This is a genomic window from Bacillus sp. FJAT-27245 (genome assembly GCF_001273955.1).
Taxonomy (GTDB): domain Bacteria; phylum Bacillota; class Bacilli; order Bacillales; family Cytobacillaceae; genus Bacillus_D.
This window is the reverse complement of sequence record NZ_LIGI01000001.1, coordinates 3,477,735-3,496,329: the sequence shown is the minus strand read 5'-3', so window position 1 is coordinate 3,496,329 and position 18,595 is coordinate 3,477,735. Positions and strand designations below refer to the sequence as shown.

The 18,595-nt window shown below is 43.3% G+C and carries 17 protein-coding genes; 5 read left to right on the top strand and 12 right to left on the bottom strand.

Annotation, left to right across the window (positions count from 1 at the left end):
- Positions 1 to 15 precede the first annotated feature (15 nt).
- From ADU24_RS17185 to ADU24_RS17170, 4 genes are all read right to left on the bottom strand, one after another.
- The gene (locus ADU24_RS17185) at positions 16 to 1,416 is read right to left on the bottom strand and encodes a PQQ-dependent sugar dehydrogenase (protein ID WP_053367773.1); all 1,401 of its coding nucleotides are present in this window, start codon (positions 1,414 to 1,416) and stop codon (positions 16 to 18) included.
- Positions 1,417 to 1,666: 250 nt separating this feature from the next.
- Entirely contained in the window at positions 1,667 to 2,386 is a 720-nt protein-coding gene (locus ADU24_RS17180; RefSeq protein ID WP_053367772.1) for a sulfite exporter TauE/SafE family protein, read from the bottom strand.
- A gap of 400 nt (positions 2,387 to 2,786) precedes the next feature.
- The gene (gene tatC / locus ADU24_RS17175; protein ID WP_053367771.1) at positions 2,787 to 3,521 is read right to left on the bottom strand and encodes a twin-arginine translocase subunit TatC; all 735 of its coding nucleotides are present in this window, start codon (positions 3,519 to 3,521) and stop codon (positions 2,787 to 2,789) included.
- Between the two features lie 80 nt (positions 3,522 to 3,601).
- Positions 3,602 to 3,802, bottom strand: a complete 201-nt coding sequence (locus tag ADU24_RS17170) for a twin-arginine translocase TatA/TatE family subunit (RefSeq protein ID WP_053367770.1) — start codon at positions 3,800 to 3,802, stop codon at positions 3,602 to 3,604.
- 422 nt (positions 3,803 to 4,224) lie between these two features.
- Between ADU24_RS17170 and ADU24_RS17165 the strand changes: the two genes are divergently transcribed.
- Positions 4,225 to 5,670 (top strand): alkaline phosphatase PhoX, encoded by a 1,446-nt coding sequence (locus ADU24_RS17165; protein ID WP_053367769.1) that lies wholly within the window; start codon positions 4,225 to 4,227, stop codon positions 5,668 to 5,670.
- A gap of 83 nt (positions 5,671 to 5,753) precedes the next feature.
- Here ADU24_RS17165 and ADU24_RS17160 read toward each other — a convergent pair whose 3' ends face one another.
- The 8 genes from ADU24_RS17160 to ADU24_RS17125 form a co-directional block, all read right to left on the bottom strand.
- Entirely contained in the window at positions 5,754 to 5,933 is a 180-nt protein-coding gene (locus ADU24_RS17160) for a hypothetical protein (protein WP_053367768.1), read from the bottom strand.
- 326 nt (positions 5,934 to 6,259) lie between these two features.
- Complete coding sequence (locus ADU24_RS23115; RefSeq protein ID WP_156324611.1) at positions 6,260 to 6,403, bottom strand: hypothetical protein; 144 nt, start codon at positions 6,401 to 6,403, stop codon at positions 6,260 to 6,262.
- Between the two features lie 151 nt (positions 6,404 to 6,554).
- Entirely contained in the window at positions 6,555 to 7,169 is a 615-nt protein-coding gene (locus tag ADU24_RS17155; protein WP_053367767.1) for a PH domain-containing protein, read from the bottom strand.
- A gap of 239 nt (positions 7,170 to 7,408) precedes the next feature.
- Positions 7,409 to 8,296: a phosphatidylinositol-specific phospholipase C/glycerophosphodiester phosphodiesterase family protein gene (locus tag ADU24_RS17150; RefSeq protein WP_082306957.1), complete on the bottom strand. Its 888-nt coding sequence runs from the start codon at positions 8,294 to 8,296 to the stop codon at positions 7,409 to 7,411.
- A gap of 953 nt (positions 8,297 to 9,249) precedes the next feature.
- A complete protein-coding gene (locus tag ADU24_RS17140) occupies positions 9,250 to 9,876 on the bottom strand; it encodes a GNAT family N-acetyltransferase (protein ID WP_053367765.1) in 627 nt (208 codons plus the stop codon).
- Positions 9,870 to 10,145, bottom strand: a complete 276-nt coding sequence (locus ADU24_RS23385) for a hypothetical protein (RefSeq protein WP_053367764.1) — start codon at positions 10,143 to 10,145, stop codon at positions 9,870 to 9,872. The genes ADU24_RS17140 and ADU24_RS23385 overlap by 7 nt, the downstream gene beginning before the upstream one ends.
- 423 nt (positions 10,146 to 10,568) lie before the next feature.
- A complete protein-coding gene (locus ADU24_RS17130; protein ID WP_053367763.1) occupies positions 10,569 to 11,597 on the bottom strand; it encodes a PTS transporter subunit IIC in 1,029 nt (342 codons plus the stop codon).
- 342 nt (positions 11,598 to 11,939) lie between these two features.
- Positions 11,940 to 14,252 carry a hypothetical protein gene (locus ADU24_RS17125; RefSeq protein ID WP_053367762.1) on the bottom strand — a complete coding sequence of 771 codons (2,313 nt, stop codon included), beginning with the start codon at positions 14,250 to 14,252 and terminating at the stop codon, positions 11,940 to 11,942.
- A 243-nt stretch (positions 14,253 to 14,495) separates the two neighbouring features.
- On the opposite strand from ADU24_RS17125, the gene ADU24_RS17120 reads away from it, so the two are divergent.
- The 4 genes from ADU24_RS17120 (at position 14,496) to ADU24_RS17100 (ending at position 18,589) form a co-directional block, all read left to right on the top strand.
- Positions 14,496 to 15,194 carry an N-acetylmannosamine-6-phosphate 2-epimerase gene (locus ADU24_RS17120; RefSeq protein ID WP_053367761.1) on the top strand — a complete coding sequence of 233 codons (699 nt, stop codon included), beginning with the start codon at positions 14,496 to 14,498 and terminating at the stop codon, positions 15,192 to 15,194.
- A 293-nt stretch (positions 15,195 to 15,487) separates the two neighbouring features.
- Positions 15,488 to 16,816, top strand: a complete 1,329-nt coding sequence (locus ADU24_RS17110) for an extracellular solute-binding protein (RefSeq protein WP_053367759.1) — start codon at positions 15,488 to 15,490, stop codon at positions 16,814 to 16,816.
- A gap of 66 nt (positions 16,817 to 16,882) precedes the next feature.
- The gene (locus ADU24_RS17105; protein WP_053367758.1) at positions 16,883 to 17,758 is read left to right on the top strand and encodes a carbohydrate ABC transporter permease; all 876 of its coding nucleotides are present in this window, start codon (positions 16,883 to 16,885) and stop codon (positions 17,756 to 17,758) included.
- On the top strand, positions 17,759 to 18,589 hold the full coding sequence (locus ADU24_RS17100; RefSeq protein ID WP_053367757.1) for a carbohydrate ABC transporter permease: 831 nt from the start codon (positions 17,759 to 17,761) through the stop codon (positions 18,587 to 18,589).
- Positions 18,590 to 18,595: the final 6 nt, after the last annotated feature.

Below are 18,595 nucleotides of genomic sequence, written 5' to 3'. Positions count from 1 at the left end.
TTTGTCGTAAGTTGCTTACGGAAGAATTTCAAAAACAGTTCCTTGATTTAAATCTGTCACCCTCATCGAGCCGTAAGCCCCTAGATAGAGCCGGGTTTGGTTCATGTTTGTTCCGAGGTTGACGTAGTAGGCGGAAGAGGGCTGGTCGGTTTCGATTATGCTGTAATCATTTGGGTGCCCGTCGGTTCTTGGGGTGGTGTAAGCCAAGACGCCTTTGGCGGGGGAGGTTTCCTTGCGGGCAAGGTCGGTGAACACGACGCTCCCGGTTAAGGCGGGGATTGCGGTCCCCATATAGGCTTGCACGCCGGTGAGTGCTGTCCCGCCGAACTTGCCGGGGCGGGAATCTTTATGAAAATATGTGGTTAAAGACGGTAGGCGCTTTGTTGACGCAGCTACTGCATCGCTGTAAAAGGCGAAAGAATGGGCGCTTGTTGTGGGATTCCCGGGGCAGCTCCTTATGACCGGTGTAGGAAACGCGCCTTCCCATCCGCGCCAGCCGAAGTTAATTAATCCCGTTTGGTCGAGTTGGGCGTTCATTTGAGCGGCTTCAACCAACCGGGTGACCGGGATTGGCTGATACTGAATGAATGAAAAGATTGACTCCGCGAAATCCTGTCCGACAATTCCCACGTGTTTGATCAACTGCTGCTGGATTCGTTGATAGGAGATGCCTGGTATATTCCGGACTCCTTTGGCGATTACTGTGAGGGTTTCCTGTATTGGCCGGGGGAGTTCGTTAAAACGGGTGGCGACAGGTGGATTGTTGATAAATTTATTTTTGCTTATGTCGATTTCAATGATTTTGCCGGCGATTTCCATGTCGTCCTGGGCGAGATTGAATGGGTCGTAGCCTGCCCCGCCATCCCCGGTTGTTAGAACCAGTTTGCCGGTTTCAGGTGAAAAGTTCAGGCTGTTGACGCCATTGTGATTGAAAAAGGGCCGCCTGATATTTAGCAGTGTGCGGCGTTTCTGGGGAAGGCCATTCGATGGCAGAATCCATTCTTCAACGGTGTCAATGTGATCATAACGCGTTTCCCTGTTTGTCCACCTGAGGTTTAATGTTCGAGGGTCGCATGGGTCGGGATGGAATTCTTCTGTAAGCGCACCAGGTCCTTGTGTTCCAGCGACGGAATAATGAAGGTAAAAGTGGCCGTTGGTGGTGAATTGGGGATGAAACGCGAGCCCGAGCAATCCCCGTTCGTCATATCCGCCGCCAGCATGGCCGAGCTTAATGATGCGGGAGCGGATGTCCAGAAACGTCCTTAAACCACCGTCTCCTATGTAAAAAATCTCCCCCACTTGCGTTGCGATGAATACTCTTTCAACCTGGTCTCCCGGAAGGAATGCGGTTTTCACGACTGTAGGTAAATTGATGTTCCTTACAATCGGCTGTAAACGAACTTTTACATTTGGCAATGGACTTACCCCCGTTCTTGTTGTTTCCTTATAATAAGAATATGGGGAGGACAGGTGTGTTAGTACTGGATAAGGAGTGCGGATGAAGTGCAGAAGGGGATGTATCTATGTTTCACCTCTTAAGTAGTGCGAGTTTCTTCTATTACAAAATAATAACACCTGAATGTAACAATAAAGTCGTTTGGAAATCTGATTTTTTGCCACAATCAGGCCCGATTACGGAAGAATGCCTTTCCCATCAATTTATAATTTAGAGGCTAGTTACTATTAAATAAACTCCTGTAAATATCAAAATTACATATGTAATTATTCGGAACGTTTTTTGGCTAATCCACTTAAAAAGTAACTGCCCAAGAAAGATTCCGGCAAAAAGAGGAGGTATAGCCACAAGAGAGGATAGCCATGCCTCTTTAGTGGTGCCGCCAAACGATATTTGCATAACCAAGCTAGCAAAATAAACAAAAAGATAATAAGCTAACGTTGTACTACGAAGTGTGCTTTTATCTATCCCAGCCCCGGAAAAATACAATAATAGAGGGGGACCTGGTACACCGATACTTGTCGTTAATAATCCCGAAATCCCTCCTGTTATAAAATCCTTGTTTCTCGTCCGATCTAACGTTAATTTAAAAATAAGAAGTATCGTTAAAATTAGAATAAGAGTACCAACGGCTATTTTTAATAATTGAATATTTATAAAAAGATAAATAAAAATACCAAAAACTAACCCTCCGATGCTACCTTTAATTAATCTAATTAGCAATGCTTTATCTACTTCTTTTCTAATTTTAAATATCATAAAAGCTGAAAGACAAATGGAAAGTATAATATTAATTTGAATTGCTGTATGCACAGGATAAATCAATAATAAAAAAGGAGTACCAATAATTGAAAAACCATAACCGGTACTTGTCTGTAACAGCGAAGCCACAAGCACGATTATAACAAGCACAATCAAATCTTCCCCCATAAAAATATCACCAACCTAAAACATCAAATAATCCAAATTAAATTCAACAATATGACTCGTTTGCAGTATAAGCCTATAATACTTTTACCATAAGAAATCCCTTTAGACTACTTCCAAAGGGGTTTACGGGCTGGATTGCTATTTACAAGATGAAGCGCGAGATACGTCCCCTGCTTCACTGCTTCAATATTTGTCGGAATCAATGGGCGGGATTGCGGTTGTCGCAAACGGTTTGCAATAAGGGAAATAGTTTTAGATTTTTGCAATAGATGAATGAAAAAACCTGCTCCAGTTTGCGTAATGCAAAAGAGCAGGCATTTTTTATGTGTAAATTATTCTTCGATAGAAGCGGAGATCAGCCTTAGTTTTTATCCAGCCTAAAACCTGTACCCGGGTTAGCTTACAGTTGGGCTTGCATACCTGTCTCATATTTAATACTTTTTTTATAAATAAAATTGGAAAGAGATACACTGATTTCGTAAAGCGTTAGTAAGGGAACGATGACTAGGATATCTGAAACGATATCGGGCGGTGTTATGAGAATAGACAAGACTACCAAAGCAAAGTAGGAAACTTTTCGGGCTTTCTTGAGTCTTGTGGGATTCAGGATTCCCAATCTCGTTAAAAACATCACGACGAGCGGCATTTCAAATATGAATCCAAACGGAAGTGTTAGGTTAATCATAAACACAAAATATTTCTGGGCTGTAAACATTGTTTCGAATTCCCCAGCTGAGAGGCCTGTCAGGAAACCCAACACGATTGGAAAAAGAACGAAATAGCCAAAACAAATCCCCAAAATAAATAATATAAATAAGCCTGGAATAAACTTAACCGTCACTTGTTTCTCTTCTTCCTTTAACGCAGGGGAAACAAATTTCCACGTTTGATATGCAGCCAGTGGAATGGTGCATGCAATGGCAAAAACAGATGCTAAAGTCATATAAACCCATAAAATATCACTTGGGCCCAGCACTGCCAGCTTCCCGTCATAATCCCTGACTAGCCAGCTATACAAATCAGGCACAAACATCATTGTTACGATTAAAAAAAGGATAAAGCCGCACATTGTTATGATGATACGACGGCGAAGTTCCTCTAAATGTCCAATTAGATGGGTATCTTTGGCTTGCATTTATACTGCCTCCTCCTGTTAATCCTTCAGTAAAAAGAAGATGTAAGCACAAATTGCCGCTTACATCTTCTTCTTTTCTGCTAAGCCTTTTTTTCTTCAGCAAGCATTTTCTGCTCTTTTGTTTGTTCTTCGTCGACTACCAGCTCACGGGCAGATTTTTTGAATTCCTTTAATGTGGATCCAACTGCCCGACCTAATTCAGGTAGTTTTGATGGGCCGAATATAATTAAAGCAATCACAAGGACGAGAATTAATCCTGGTATTCCGATATTTTGAAGCAAGGACTACACCTCCAATTGTTTATGAGCACAAACTGTCTCTTTTTTCAAACGGCCATGTTCTAGTGTTTTGTTCCCCCTTCGAAGTTGGTTATGTAATCACCTTGATTATAGTGAAGTAACAGGCAAATGTTTATAAAACGGGTGTAAAGAATAATAAAAATAGTATTAAAATTGTTACGGCGATATAGTGTTAACCTATGCTTTTTTGTGATTTTGGCTTGAAAAAGTGAAGCCTCCAAGAGCAATCAATGCAGGTAGCAGGTAGATTAACGTTTATCGAGCTTATTACCCCTTACAACCTTCGTTTACATATCTTAATAATTTTTAACTTAACCCTTACAGGAAAGATACCATATATTAAAATCCGCAGATTATTCTAAACTTGTACTTCAAAATACATTGGTGAAGGAGATACATATTCGATGGATGCTAATCAAACTTCAAAAAATGGCTTGAACAGACGGGATTTTTTAAAGGCTGGAGGAATGGGGACACTTGCTCTAACTCTTGGGTCAACCGGAGTTCTCACGCTTGGTTCAAAGGTGTTTGCAGATAAAACTGACAACCCTGCCAGCGGCTTTGCCGGATATGGTCCACTGGTTCCGGATCCAAATGGAATTCTTGATCTTCCAAGAGGATTCCAATACAAAATCATTTCCAGAGAAGGCGACCTGATGGCAGACGGAAACAAAATCCCTGGAGCATTTGATGGAATGGCGGCTTTTGAAGGTCTGAATAATACGACCATTCTTGTTCGTAACCATGAATTGGGGACGAGCGCAGTAAATCCTGTGGTTGGAAAAAATCCTTATGATCCAGCGGCTGTAGGTGGGACAACGGCTCTAGTTGTAAACGAGAATCGTGACGTTATAAAAGAATATGTAACCTCTTCCGGGACAATCCGAAATTGTGCTGGCGGCGCGACGCCATGGGGAACTTGGCTGACGTGTGAAGAAACACGTTCCGAAACACACGGTTATGTATTTGAAGTCGATCCACAGCAGCCGGAGAATGAAATGTCCAGGACTCCAATCAAGGAAATGGGGCGTTTCTCCCACGAAGCTTGTGCAATCGACCCATCTACTGGTTATGTATACTTAACGGAAGATGCCAGCCCAAGCTACTTATACCGCTTCATTCCAAATGACACAAGCCAAAAACCAGGAGCGCTGCATAAGGGCGGTAAGCTTTATGCGGCGGCGATTGAAGCAGTAACGGATCCATCGGCAAGTACGTTTAAAACAGGGCAAACATTCCAAATTGCTTGGAAAGAGCTTGACCCTCATTTCTGCCGCGAGGACGCTAAGGCACAAAACTGTATTGAATTTAATCGATTAGAAGGTGCGTTCTTCCAAAGTGGCGTCTTCTGGTTCGATGACACATCAGCCGGCGAGAAAAAACTTGGACGTGTTTACCGTTATATTCCCCACACGAATACGTTGGAGTTGTTTTATGAAGGAAATGATGCCCGTGATATGGAATATCCGGATAATATCTGCATGACTCCATGGGGCGACCTTTGGATTGCGGAAGATGGTTCCGGCCAAGACCGGCTGCTCGGAATTACCCCAGAAGGAAACGTTTATGTTTTTGCCGCCAACCGCTTGAGTGATTCGGAATTGGCAGGCCCAACTTTCTCGCCAGATGGACATACACTGTTTGTCAATATTCAAAGCCCGGGTAAAACCTTCGCAATCTGGGGGCCGTTCCAACGCAGGAACTCAGCTCGCGCAAGGGAAATGTCCTATGCGGCGCCTACTAATCTTGCACCGCAAGTTTCAGAAAAAGCGGCTAAGGCTGCCGAGGCACAAGGCATGTCTATTCTAGAAGCAGCTGCATTCGAACGGGCTGGAGTGGACATCGGCTAAGGGGAATGATTCAGCTTGGCTGAAAGGTGAAAAGGGGACGGTCCCGGTTTGCAAAGGCAAACTGGGACCGTCCCCTTAATTGTTTAATAAGATGAGCTAAGCCGCGTGTATTCGTATGTAAATGGCTGGGAGAGTTCGAGGGTAGCGATATCGGCATCGATTAGCGCGTATCCATTCTTTTGTTGGACGAGCAGGGCTTTCTTCAGTTGAAGCATGCTCATGCCGGGGCGCTTTTTAAGCATTTCCTGTAATGTTGTTTCCATGCGAAGTCATCCTTTCGCGTTTTGTTACCACTATTATCACATTGTTTTCATAATAAAGGGCATTAAATTGTTGCGGCATTATGAACATTCTTGTCGGATTTTTATTTTTTAGGGGATTTTTTGGCGGACGGGGACTGTTTTTAGTGGGTGGTAACTTGGTGTGATTAAGTGGATTGACTGTTTGTGTGGATGGGAATTGATTGTGTAGGTGGGCTGGCTTGTGGGGAGGTTGCTTGGTGGCATTGTGCAAACTGTCCATGGGATTGGGGGGATGGTGCTTGGGCCGATTTTTCAAAAAAAATTACCGCACCAGGGTGCGGCGTTCGCTATTGAATTTCAATTTCTTCTTCTTCGTTAAACGCTTCAGGGGAAGTGGTTTCACTGCAGTTCCAACAGTAGCTTCTAATGTTTTCCCATATCGTCAGCTGTTCGCCGCAATAAATGCATTCATTTGGATCAGATTGTGTCATAAACTGTTCCTCCTTCCGCGAGTTTGAACCATAGGCGTGGTGGGAAAGTTTTGGATGTTTCTTTTAGAGTTTTCCTTTACCCTATTGTATTGGGCGTTAAACGTTTTGATGACAGGAAATTTCTTTTTTCGATTTCTTTTTTCTCTGTGCCTTAGTTGTTGATGTATTTCTCAAAAACCGGTCCGAAATCTTTTTGATGGTATTGTTCGCGCGTCGATTTTAGCCATTCGAAGCTGAATTCGGTTAGTTGCTTGTACTGGTCGGCGAGCGCTACGTCGGCGGGCCTTGAGTTTTGGAGGATGTTTGTGGCCTTTTCCAGGCTTGCGCTGGCCATTTGAAGCATAATATTGTTTTCGATTGAGACTTCGGATATGTAGAGCAGGGCTTTGTAGAGGTCGTTCAGCTTATTGATTTGCTTTTTGTCGACATCAATGCTGAACTGCTCGTTTCCTAATGTGAATTTTATTTCGATATCGAGGTCAACCCTGCCCGCCGTTTCAAGCAGGACATCGGTGATTTTGTACTGGGAATAAGGATAGCGTTTTAGCAACCGCTTGGAAGAGATGGCATTTTCCCCGTCTACATGGATGAAGGCTAAATTTGTGAAGCAATATTCGTCTGCTTTCGTCTTGATCAGGAAATAAATTTTCTCATTGTCCTCATGGCGGACATAGTCATCTGCATCTGTTTTGTCAAAGTCCTGGGGCTCAATAATTTTTCCGATATCCGACAAGCCAAGTGCATCGGAAGCCAGTTTTTTAAACATTTTCATCTCCCCTTTTCCAGTATTATCAAACACTTTTATTTTACCATATGGGGGGGTTTTTTAGATCGTTTTTTGGGCAGCATTTTTGGGTTTTGGGGGTGGGGAAGCGTGCGTGGCAGGCTTAATGTTTGGGGATTGGTGTGTTTGGCATGTATGCAAATGCGGGATGGCATGGGCCCATTTTTCACAAAAGAAAGGGGGTTCTCGTTTACCCACTGGGCAGACGAGAACCGTCCTTGTTAGTGAAATTTCATGGCCGGCTGTGAGGGGGTTAGGTCATTTTCTTTAAGGAATTTCTCTAGGCCGCTTAGGTCATCGGTGTTTATTAGGTCTACTCCTGCTTTCAATAGCTCGGTCCATAATGCTTCCCTTGCTGGAGAGGGGGTGTCCGGTGTAGCCCAAAAGCGTACTTTTTGCCCATTGGAGTGGGCTGTTTCTACAATTTTATTTAACTTCTCGCGCTCGCTGGCGGGCATTTCTCCAATTCCGGTCCATGTGAAATGTTTTGTCCAGTTGTCGCTGATTACTGGCATGAAATGAGGAGAAACATTTGTCCCAAGGTCGTCCATCCGCCCGTCAAAGGCTGCATAGCGGACAGGCTGCTGCTCCATGGTGGCCCTTGGGCGATTGCCGGAAATGTAGACAGTTACCGCGCCTGGTTTCACACCGGAAGGGAGGAATTTTGTAAGCATCTTTTGGTAATCCCTGAGTTGGTTGTGAATGGCCAGGTATGTGGCTTCACCTTCCGATTTTATATCAATCCAAAGGATGAATTCGTCGGTGTAGCCGGGGTAAACGGATCCTCCGTTGCTTTCAACCGTTTCTTTTAATGGGTCGAGGTAAAGGGATTTCAATGTTCTGTCAGGTTGGATATCAATTTCGTCATGTGCAACAAGGAGTTCCCCGTCCTTCAGCCATACATCTGCTTCCACACTTGTAAAGCCGTGGGCAAGGGCATCAAATAAAGGACGTGTATGCTCATAATCGTTGTGGGCATGAGCTTTTGCGAGGGGGGTTATTGGGTAAGCGGGGGAGGCTGGAGTTTTTTGGCCTTCAGCAAATGCAGTGGTGAAGGACATCAAAAATAGGGTGATTGCCAGCGTCCAAATTTTTGCTGTTTTCTTCATGCGATTTCCTCTTTAAGAGTAATCTGTGTATGTATTGGTCGTTGTCCGAACCTTGATTCGTAGCCCCAAACTCATGTTGAATGGGTTTGGAACCAGAGTAAAAAAGCCCGGACAACTGAGTACATTTTAAGTGTAGCTTTTTTATATTAAAGGGATATAAATACAGTGTAAATATTTATTTAAAAAATGGTTTCAGATGACGATTCCCGGGTTGTTTATAGAGCAAAGTTTCAGTTAAAAAAAGATAACGGGTTTCGTTTAGAAGTACAAAATGAGAATTAACAGTGCTTTTCGCACGGAAATTTACAACTGAACTAGCGGACACTTTAGCTGTAAAATTAGCACGAAAAAAAAGCTGTGAGCGGTTTGAGCTCAGAGCTTTTTTAGTGGAGCGTTGTTGTACATCATAAGCACCCTCTAGTTCAATAAGGAATTTCAATTTAACTCCGAAATTTTCCGAAAAACAATACATTTTTAACCACATCTATAAGGCTTCCAACCATTATACAACTCACAAAATGAGTTGAATATGCCCATAGATTGTAATGTAAAAAATAGCTACCTGTTTCTTGATTCTGTAATTCATTATCGATTATGAAACTAAAGCCATTCCGTAACAGTAAATCTAAAATGGGGTTTGATCTTACTAACGGATGTGCATATTCAATCCAAAATATATTACTAATAATCGAGCCAATAGCGATAATGATAAAAACGATTGTAAAACTAAACAGTTTTATCTTTCTTATCATATAAATCTCATTTTGTCCTCGACGAATATCGAAATAACATTGATGAACAAGACAGAACCTTTTTTAAAAATAATTTACATATATTAACTTATTAAACGCAATTGCAAAAAAACCTTCTTCTTCAACAAAACTGCCCGTTCAATAAGGAGTTGAACAAAAAATGGCGGTAATCCTTCCTGGATCATCGCATCCTTTAGTTTCTTAAACGGAAGTATTCTTAATAGGTAAAGTATAGCTGATCTGTTCCATTCCAGGTAAAAACCCCATATTGTAGTACATAGACTCTGCTGGATTTCCTACGGTTACAAACAGTCGTACTACATCATATTTGTCATTCAAGACTGTTAAACAATGTCTTAATAAATTTGAAGCAATGCCTTGTCCACGATATTTTGGTTCTACCACAATGTTTGAAATTAAGGGGATTTCTTCCCACATAGATATTAAACATGCTCCAACTAAGTTATTATTTGTTTTATCAAAAACAAGACAAGAAGATTTTCGTAAAAAATCCTCATTGTTATTCTTGAAATAATAGTCTAAGTCTTCCATTTGTTGCTCTATTGTATTTATTGAAGGATAACCAATGCAATCAGTCCCTAAGTACGACTTGTATGAAAGTTGAGCAATTTCTTCAATACTTTCTACGGTTGGAGATTTTATTATTAAATGCTCCCTCCAATCAACCATCTCCAATTTTTCAGTTGGTCTAATCATGATACGTCTAATTTCCATTGGCTTAAAGCCCAATCGCAAAAAATGTTCAGACTGATAAGGCAGTATGCCTATTACCTTAATTGGCTTAGTTGGATTTGAAATTTCTAACATGTATTTTTTAACACTGCTATCACACTGTACAAATCTGTAAAAGGGGGTTCTAAAAACAAAGACCATAACATATTTGGTTCTATACATACTCCACCAATACGCTTCCCATTATGTACTAACCAATAAGATGGAATATTAGACTCAAAAATAGCCATACGCTTCTCCCAACTTTGTCTAAAAAACACGTTTTCTCTATAAGTTGTATAGTGAACTGCAAAATCTTTTAACTTAGCATCTATTAGGATGAATTCATTATCTATTTTAATCAAAATAATCCCCCCTTTTCTTCCATGAAATAATCCACTTTCTTTCAAACTTTTCCAAAGTTCAAAAGGATAGCAAATAATACTTTTTTATTCAACTCCATTATGTTGAAGAAGCTCTTCTTTAACTTTAACATATATATCCAAAAACCTGCTTATCATTTTCACCATTTAATTCGAGTGCTAAACACCCTTAATTGCACAGAAAACCCTGTTATATCTACTAAAAGATACAGTCCAATTCCTTTGAGAATTGGACTGCTAATTTGTGTACGAATTAGGTTTTTGTACTCGAAAACTGAACTCGTTAATTTAATTGACAGGCTGTCTTTTTATTGATGCAAATTTATGGAAGGGGAAACGTTAAACTAGTTATCTGGCGAAAAAAGGGCGTTGTCCTGGGCAAACGAGAATCGTCCACCTCTTTCCTTATTGCAGCTCCATCTTCAGGTCGGTGGCTTTTGCCCATCCTTTTAGGCTGATGAGTTTAAAGATTGCCAGGGAGATGATGATTGGCAGGATGATTCCGACAGCAATATAGATGGCCAGGACGGCGGGGCCTTGTTCGGCCAGAATGTTAATCGGCGCAATCAAGGAGTTCAAACCGAGTCCTGCGAGCTTGTAGGGCACTTTAAAGTCAAAAAAGACTGTTGCGATCGGGGCGCAAATGACTGCCGCGATGAAAGGCGGGATTGCCAATCGGGGATTTTTCACCAGGTTAGGGAATTGGACCTTTGGTGTGATGAGCGATTGGGCAATATTTGCGCCGGCGTCGTTTTGTTTGTACGACATTGCCGTGAATGCAGCAAATTGTACGGTGCAGCCGATTAATGCGGCAGCGCTGGAAACTGGGTCAAGCTGCAAGGCGATTGCGATGGCCGCGGAGGATGCGGGTGACATCAGGAAGATGCTCCATACGAGCGAAATGACCATTGGCCCGATAATAGGCGAACCTTCAACGGATGCGGCAATCTGCGCGCTAAGCCAGGTTATGAGAGGGGTCGTAATCGCTGCAAGGAATACCCCGGCGACTCCCCCGGCTAATACAGCGGCGAAGGGGATTGCCATCATATCGAGTTTGGTTTTCCCGGTCACTCTTTTTCCTACCCATGTGGCGATGATAGCGGCCAAAACGGCACTGAGCGGCTGTCCAGTCACGAGCGTTACCCCGCCATCTTCGGTAAGGCGGACGGCGTTGGCACCGATCGTACTGGAAGCCATCGCGCTGAAAATGACAAGTGTATTGCCGCCTAGCTGGTAGGCAATCCCTGCGCCAAGTGCGGGAGCAAGCATAAGTTGTGTGGCTTTTCCGATTGTGAAAAAGCCTTCCCAGCCGGTAAAGGTTCCTAAAGATTCAATGAGCAGGCCGATTCCAAGCGTAACGAGGACGGCATTGGCCAAACCTTGTGAAGCTTTGTACATTCGGTCGATCAAGTATTTCTTTGTTGATGGTTTCATTGGTGATGAGGCCTCCTAAACAGGTTGTTGAACTTTTGAGATTATATCTAGTGTTAGCACCTGATAATAATTAAGGCAAATTGTTATTATAGTATAATTGTTTTCCGAATGCCAATATTGTTGATTTATTCAGAAAACTTTAAAACGCTTTCATGTGAACCTTGGATCAAAAGCACCTGTTTTTTCGGAAGAAATCCATAGAAAAAGCCCGATTGTCGACGAACAATCGGGCTTTACCATTATAGTGATGTAGGAAACTGAACTGCTTATTTTTGCTTGTTTACATGATTTAGCCACTTGTCTGGAAAGGCCGTCATACAGGAACAGATCTCCTGGCCGGTATTATTTCCCCCGGGTTCCGTTCGCAATCGTAACCCGTACTTTGTTGGAGGTATACGTTTTGCCATTGAGTTCGGCGCTAATTGTAACGAGTGAAGTGCCTGGGCTCGTTCCTGTTAAGAGGCCTTTATCATCCACTTTCAGAACATCAGGGTTGCTTACAGTCACAGAATACTGTTTGTTCGACAATGTTACCTTGGCGCCGTTGACCATCTGTGCGGTTACGGTTGGAGAGACGGATTCGCCGGTAATGAGTTTATCATCAACCTCAAGCACAAGATTATCGACTTTCGCAGGAATTTTGTACAAGTTGGCGCCCATTGCATAATAGATGCTTCCGTCTTCTCCGAGATCCATTAAATCAACTGTGCCTTCCACCAGCTTCTCGGATTGGAGGGTTTCCGGATTCACGGCAGTGAGCTTTCGGTTCAGCGTCGTGTAGAGATTTCCGTCTGGTCCCCATTCGAGATAAAATGGCCGCCACTTCGATGAGAGGAAAGTTGTTTCGTATATTTCTTTGCTTTTCACCACTTCATAAGTTTCTGGATCCATCGCAAATATTGTTCCATCAATAATTCCCCAAAGAAGGCCGTCCGGTCCGAACGAGAAACCTCCAATGTTTTGGAATGGCGTGTCCTCCAAGCCTGGAATTTCCGGGGTGAATTCAGCTATCTTTTCACCTTTTTCCACATCCCAAACGAACATTTTGGCTTCTGGGGCAACAGGGTCATGGCCAAGGCCGCCATAAATGGATGTACCGCCATACACTTTACCGTCCTTATACGCCAGGCCGAAGATGCTTTGGTTTTCAACGATATTCCGGTACGTTTTTGCCTCTACATCAACTGAACCGTCTTCAGCCTGTTTTTCTTCAAGGATCGTCAAAGCCCCGCCATGTGCTCCGTAGGTCGGGATTGTTCCTATGAAGAGCTTCCCATCTCCCGTCGTCATTGCGAACGGGCGGTCCTGCTCGTCCTCGATATCCAGGTACAATCCCGGGTTCGCTTTGCCGTTTTCGTTGTAATCAATCGGCAATTGCGGGTCGTACCGGTACATCTTCGCGCCGGTATACGTCCCAAAATACACCTTGCCATTGTACTCGTGGATACCTTCTGATTGGTGGAAGGAGAAGTTTGTATAGGTATAGTCCTGCAGTTGTTCGTTATAAATGCTCATTCCGCGTTGATAGGCCCCTGAATAAACATTTCCATCAATGACTGCGAGGGCGTTGATGGCTGCTCCCTGGGCATCCACATCCGGAAAATGGACAGAGTATGAATGGTTTTCAGGATTGTAGAAAAATGAATCTGTGAATGCGGTCATTCCTGTCAAAACCGTTTCTCCCGTACTCAATGTCATCCAGCTGTGCGCCTTGACGGCTGTCGAACTTGGCAGGGAAGGGATGTTTTCTATTTTTGCAACAGTGTCAGTTTCTGTGTTGTAGGAAAATAAGTCACCTTGGAGTTTGTAGTAAATCAAGTCTGGGTTGTAAGGAGATGGAGGTGAGATTTTGCTTTGGAATTTCATTGTGCGAATATGTTCCCAGGTTGCCTCGTCAATAACGATCAAATCGGCTCCCGCATGGACAAAGAGCTTGCCGTTATAGATGGCAACTTCGGAAATGATTCCGCTTTGTCCGGATAGTGGAGTAGGAATTTCCTTCTTTTCGCCAGTTTTCCTGTCATAGCGAACTACGCCAGCACCAGTTCCGATTCCGGCATAGACATATTGATCCGTCACACCAAGGCCGCGGGCATATTTCTCTCCCTCTTTCATCGGCCCCAAATCTGTGAAAGTGTTGCTGGCAATGTCATACTCAAATACTTTTGACTCATCGTAGGTCGCGCCATAGATTTTMCCGTCCGAGCTGCTTTTCAAATCCCAGACAAAGTTGTCCGAAGGGTTCTTCCCGATCGTTTCCATCCTGTTTTCTTCAGGCAGATAGCGGTACACGACACCGTTAACTGTACTTGCAAAATAAACATTATTGTCGCTCCCGATGGTCATCGCCCAGATTACATCTGAATTAGGAATGGGTTGGGAGAATAAGCGCTCGCCTGTTTCCGCATTCACGACATAAAAGACTGCAGGCGTGCCCGTAATAGCTATGTACTGCAAATTTTCGCCCTTGCTGTTTTTGCCATATGCTGCTATTTGGGAAAGCGGGCTCTTCACCGCTTCTCCCAAATTCACTGTTCCCTCAAACTGATTTTTAACCGAGAATGCACTTTCATTCGCGAGTACAGTTGAGTGGGGCAATACTGTTGAAAGTAGAAGAACGAATAAAGCAGCAATCATCTTAATCTTTGTTTTCAAGGTGATTCCTCCTATATATTTTCTGCTTGCAATGATTCTATCCTCCTTTCGCTCCTTATTCTTGTTTCACCCTAAATAATAGTGACGAGCTCCTTGACCGTCAATAAAATCTGAATATTTTGATAAAAAGGGGTCTTTTTTACTAGAAGAAAAAATCTTCTAAATATCGAATAAACGGTGGAACAATTCTCCGAAATGATATATGCTGAAAATTAAGATAACAATATGCTTAAGAGGTGCTGCATGAATCCTTTGTTAAAGAATCTTGAAGGAGGCCTGATTGTTTCATGTCAGGCTTTGGAAGATGAACCCCTTTTTGGCTCAATGATTATGAGTAAGATGGCGATTGCTGCCCGGGAAGGCGGAGCAGTCGGGATAAGGGCAAACAGTCCAGCAGATATTCGCGCAATCAAACAAGTGATTGATTTGCCGGTTATCGGTTTGTATAAGAAAAACTATCAGGACAGCGAAGTTTACATAACGCCAACTAGCAAGGAAGTAGAAGAGGTAGTGGAGGCCGGTGCGGATATTGTTGCGTTTGATGCAACATTCAGGGAGCGGCCGGGAGGACAGGTGCTGGACGAATTCGTAAAAGAGATAAAGTCAAAATTCCCATCGGTTTTATTAATGGCTGACATTTCTACCATCGAAGAAGGATTGCATGCAGTGGAATTGGGCTGTGACTTGATTTCTACAACACTGGCTGGATATACCGAGGACACGGATCACATCACGGGTTTTGATAAAACGCTCCTATCGGCATTAGTGGAAAAAGCAGGCTGCCCTATTGTGGCGGAAGGCAGAGTGAATACCCCTGAGCTCGCGGCAGAATGCATTCGGGCAGGAGCTTTTGCAGTCGTTGTCGGCTCAGCGATCACCCGGCCGCAGGAAATTACGAAACAATTTGTAAAAGAAATCGAGATTACAAGAAAGATGGAGTAAATTAGCCTGTCATAGGTTATGAGACGAAAGGTGGCTCGTGTTTGGACAGAGAAGTGAGTTTTCGGAGGTTGCGAGTCCAAAGATGCCTAAAGCTTGGACACGGAAGTGAGTTTCCGGAGGTTGTGAGTCCAAAGGTGGCCCATTTTTGGACACGGAAAAGAATTCGAAAAAATGAAAGGGGTTACAAACCGCTGGACCAAGGAGGTGAAGCTTTCATTCGATTTACATAAGGATTATAGAAAACGTTTGGGGCCACATAGGAAAGAAAATTAAGAGGAAAAGGGGAGATATGTATGAAAAAGTTTCTGTTGCTGTTGGTTGCTTTGATGGTAATAGCTGCCGGCTGTAGCTCGAAGGAAAGCTCGGGCAAAGACAAAAAAGAGAAGGTCAATATTGAGGTTATGATGTTTGAAGGCGGATTCGGCTCTGAATGGGTGAAGGAATCGGCCAAGACTTATATGGATAAAAACAAAAATGTAAACATTAAGATTACCGCAAGCCCGGACATCCACACTCAGCTGCAAACGAGATTTCTATCAAAAGATGTCCCGGATCTAATGGTTCCGGGGCCAAGCTTCGATATCCGTGGTGTTATTAAAGATGGATTGATTGAAGCGATTGATGATGCGCTTGAAGAGAAGGCTTATGGAAGCGATGAAAAATGGGTCGATACGTTTGAACAAGGCCAATTCAATCAAAAGAGGGAAGGAAAAACGTACGGGATTCCTACAATTTTCTCACCGGGCTATATTTGGTGGTACGATGAGAAGCTTTTCGAGGACAATGGGTGGGAGCTTCCTAAAACACAGGAAGACCTCTATGCCTTAAAAGCCGAGGCTGAAAAGAAGGGAATTGCTGTTTTTTCAGTGCCAGGGAAACACCCGGGTTACTATTTCTTCGGTATTTACCTGCCGCTTGTTGAGCGGATTGGCGGCAAGCAAGCGCTTTTGGATGCGTTTAACCTGAAGGAAGGCGCATGGAAATCCGCTGCGTTTGTCGAGGCTGCGAAAGAATCACAGCGCATGGTTGATGAAGGTTTGTTTTTAAAAGGAACGTTCGGTTTGTCCCACACAGAAGCTCAAACGTTATTCTTCCAGCGTAAGTCCCTGTTCGTCATGGCGGGCTCGTGGCTTGAAGGCGAAATGAAGGATGTCATCCCGGCTGACTTTAAGCTGCGTGCATTCAATCAGCCGGAATTCCCTGGCGGCAAAGGCGAGTATCTTGCTCCTGTATCGACAGGTTGGGGCGGCGCCTGGTATATCCCAAGCGGCTCGAAAAATAAAAAAGAAACGATTAAATTCCTGAAGTTCCTATCCAGTGAACAAGAAGTGGAGAAAATGGTTTCTTCCAAAGGTCTCGCGAGCGTTGTGAAAAATACAGAAGATGCGATTCAGTCAGAGCCTTTAAAGAGCGCGCTTAAAGTTCTACAGGATGCTGGCGGTTCGTATGCGCCTACAGCCATTAACGATTCTTATCCTGAATTGGTCGGGAATATGAACAATATTTATCAAAGCCTCATGCTTGGCGAGCTGACTCCGGAAAAGTTTGCGGAGCAGGCGGAGAAATTCGCTGAACAAATCCGGAAAGATGACAACATCGAGAAAACAACATACTCCTGGTAAAACATAAACGTTGCGGAGAGGTCCTGAGTATTCTTGGGCCTCTCTCTTTTGAAAGGTTGTGAGTTTTTGAGAAACAACAGCGAAAGATGGGCGATTGTGGTGTTTTTATTGCCAGCCTCTGTACTCTACCTTTTATTTGTTCTCTATCCATCATTCAATGCGTTGCTGATGAGTTTATACAACTGGAGGGGTCTCGGAACAAAAACCTTTATCGGGCTGGATAATTATAAACGGATGCTCGGGGATGAAATCTTTCTCAACACATTGAAGGTGACAGGGAAATACATATTGGTCCAGGTTCCGCTCGTATTGGTGTTATCGGTCGTTATTGCGCTATCGATTTCCCACTTTTTAAAAACAAGATGGTTGAATCTTTATCGTTCGATTACGTTCTTCCCGTATATTCTTCCCGGGGTGGCCATTGCGATGCTCTGGTCAACCATTCTGAATCCGGTCAATGGCATGCTCAACGGATTGCTGGATGCGGTAGGATTGGACTTCCTTATGACGGAATGGCTTGGAAGGACGGAAACAGCTTTCGAAAGTGTTGTTTTCGTTAATGTGTGGGGAATGGTCGGGTTTTATAGCATTTTAATCCTCGCGGCAATCCTGAATATCCCGCAGGATGTCCTTGAAGCGGCGGAAATTGATGGTGCGACCAAATTAAAGAAAAGCATTTATATTACGATTCCGATGCTGAAGGACATTTTACAAGTGGTCATTATTTTTACACTGATTAATACAATAAAGATTTTCGAAATGCCGCAATTGTTAACGGGCGGAGGGCCAAACCGGTCAACCCAGCCAATCTCGCTCTATATTTATGAGCAGGCATTTTCGAACTTCAATTTCGGCTATGCTTCTGCTCTCGGGGTCATCTTTTTAATCCTTACATTGCTTGCATCGATGTTGACGTTGAAGGTAACGAGGAGGGAAGGCTAAATGAGCAAAGCTTTTCGCAATATTGGCAGCCATTTGTTCCTCATTTTGCTATCACTTTTAATTATCATCCCGGTCATTTGGGTTTTTGTGAACTCAGTCAAATCATCCGCGGATATTTTATTAAAACCGTTATCTTTTCCGGAAAAAATCACACTCGATAATTACGTGAACGCCTGGAGCAAGGCTGGCCTGGGGATTGGATTTATTAATAGCATTATCGTTACATCGATTACTGTGACCCTGATTGTCCTCATTTCCGCGATGGCCGCCTATGTATTGAGCCGGAAAAAGTTCCGTTTCCGGATTGCGGTTCAAAATACATTTTTAATGGGCTTGATGCTGCCGACGTTTTTGGCAATGGCTCCGCTGTTTTTATTAATGAATGACTTAGGGCTTGTTAACAGCATCCCGGGCTTGATTTTGGTCTATATTGCGTATTCATTATCGTTTACAATATTTATGTTGACTGCTTTTTTCAATCAAATCCCGGAATCTTTGGAAGAAGCTGCGATTATTGACGGATGCGGGCCTTTTAAGGTTTTTTGGATGGTAATGTTTCCATTGGCAAAACCAGGCCTGATTTCCGCGGCAATCTTCAATTTTGTCGGTATCTGGAATGAATACATTCTGGCGCTAATTTTAATAACCGACGATGAATTAAAGACATTGCCGGTCAAGTTAGCCAATATCATGATGATCCAGCAATACCATACCGATTGGGGAGCCCTGTACGCGGGGTTGGTATTGTCATTCATTCCCGTAACCCTCTTTTATTTGATTTTCCAAAGGCGGTTGATTGAAGGGTCAACGGCAGGTTCCGTTAAAGAATAAGGTTAG

Bases quoted from the DNA above. Each gene is read 5' to 3' on its own strand.
- ADU24_RS17180 (WP_053367772.1), bottom strand. From the start codon at position 2,386: ATGGGGGAAGATTTGATTGTGCTTGTTATAATCGTGCTTGTGGCTTCG.
- tatC (WP_053367771.1), bottom strand. From the start codon at position 3,521: ATGCAAGCCAAAGATACCCATCTAATTGGACATTTAGAGGAACTTCGC.
- ADU24_RS17165 (WP_053367769.1), top strand. From the start codon at position 4,225: ATGGATGCTAATCAAACTTCAAAAAATGGCTTGAACAGACGGGATTTT.
- ADU24_RS17160 (WP_053367768.1), bottom strand. From the start codon at position 5,933: ATGGAAACAACATTACAGGAAATGCTTAAAAAGCGCCCCGGCATGAGC.
- ADU24_RS23115 (WP_156324611.1), bottom strand. From the start codon at position 6,403: ATGACACAATCTGATCCAAATGAATGCATTTATTGCGGCGAACAGCTG.
- ADU24_RS17155 (WP_053367767.1), bottom strand. From the start codon at position 7,169: ATGTTTAAAAAACTGGCTTCCGATGCACTTGGCTTGTCGGATATCGGA.
- ADU24_RS17150 (WP_082306957.1), bottom strand. From the start codon at position 8,296: ATGAAGAAAACAGCAAAAATTTGGACGCTGGCAATCACCCTATTTTTG.
- ADU24_RS17140 (WP_053367765.1), bottom strand. From the start codon at position 9,876: ATGTTAGAAATTTCAAATCCAACTAAGCCAATTAAGGTAATAGGCATA.
- ADU24_RS17130 (WP_053367763.1), bottom strand. From the start codon at position 11,597: ATGAAACCATCAACAAAGAAATACTTGATCGACCGAATGTACAAAGCT.
- ADU24_RS17120 (WP_053367761.1), top strand. From the start codon at position 14,496: ATGAATCCTTTGTTAAAGAATCTTGAAGGAGGCCTGATTGTTTCATGT.
- ADU24_RS17110 (WP_053367759.1), top strand. From the start codon at position 15,488: ATGAAAAAGTTTCTGTTGCTGTTGGTTGCTTTGATGGTAATAGCTGCC.
- ADU24_RS17100 (WP_053367757.1), top strand. From the start codon at position 17,759: ATGAGCAAAGCTTTTCGCAATATTGGCAGCCATTTGTTCCTCATTTTG.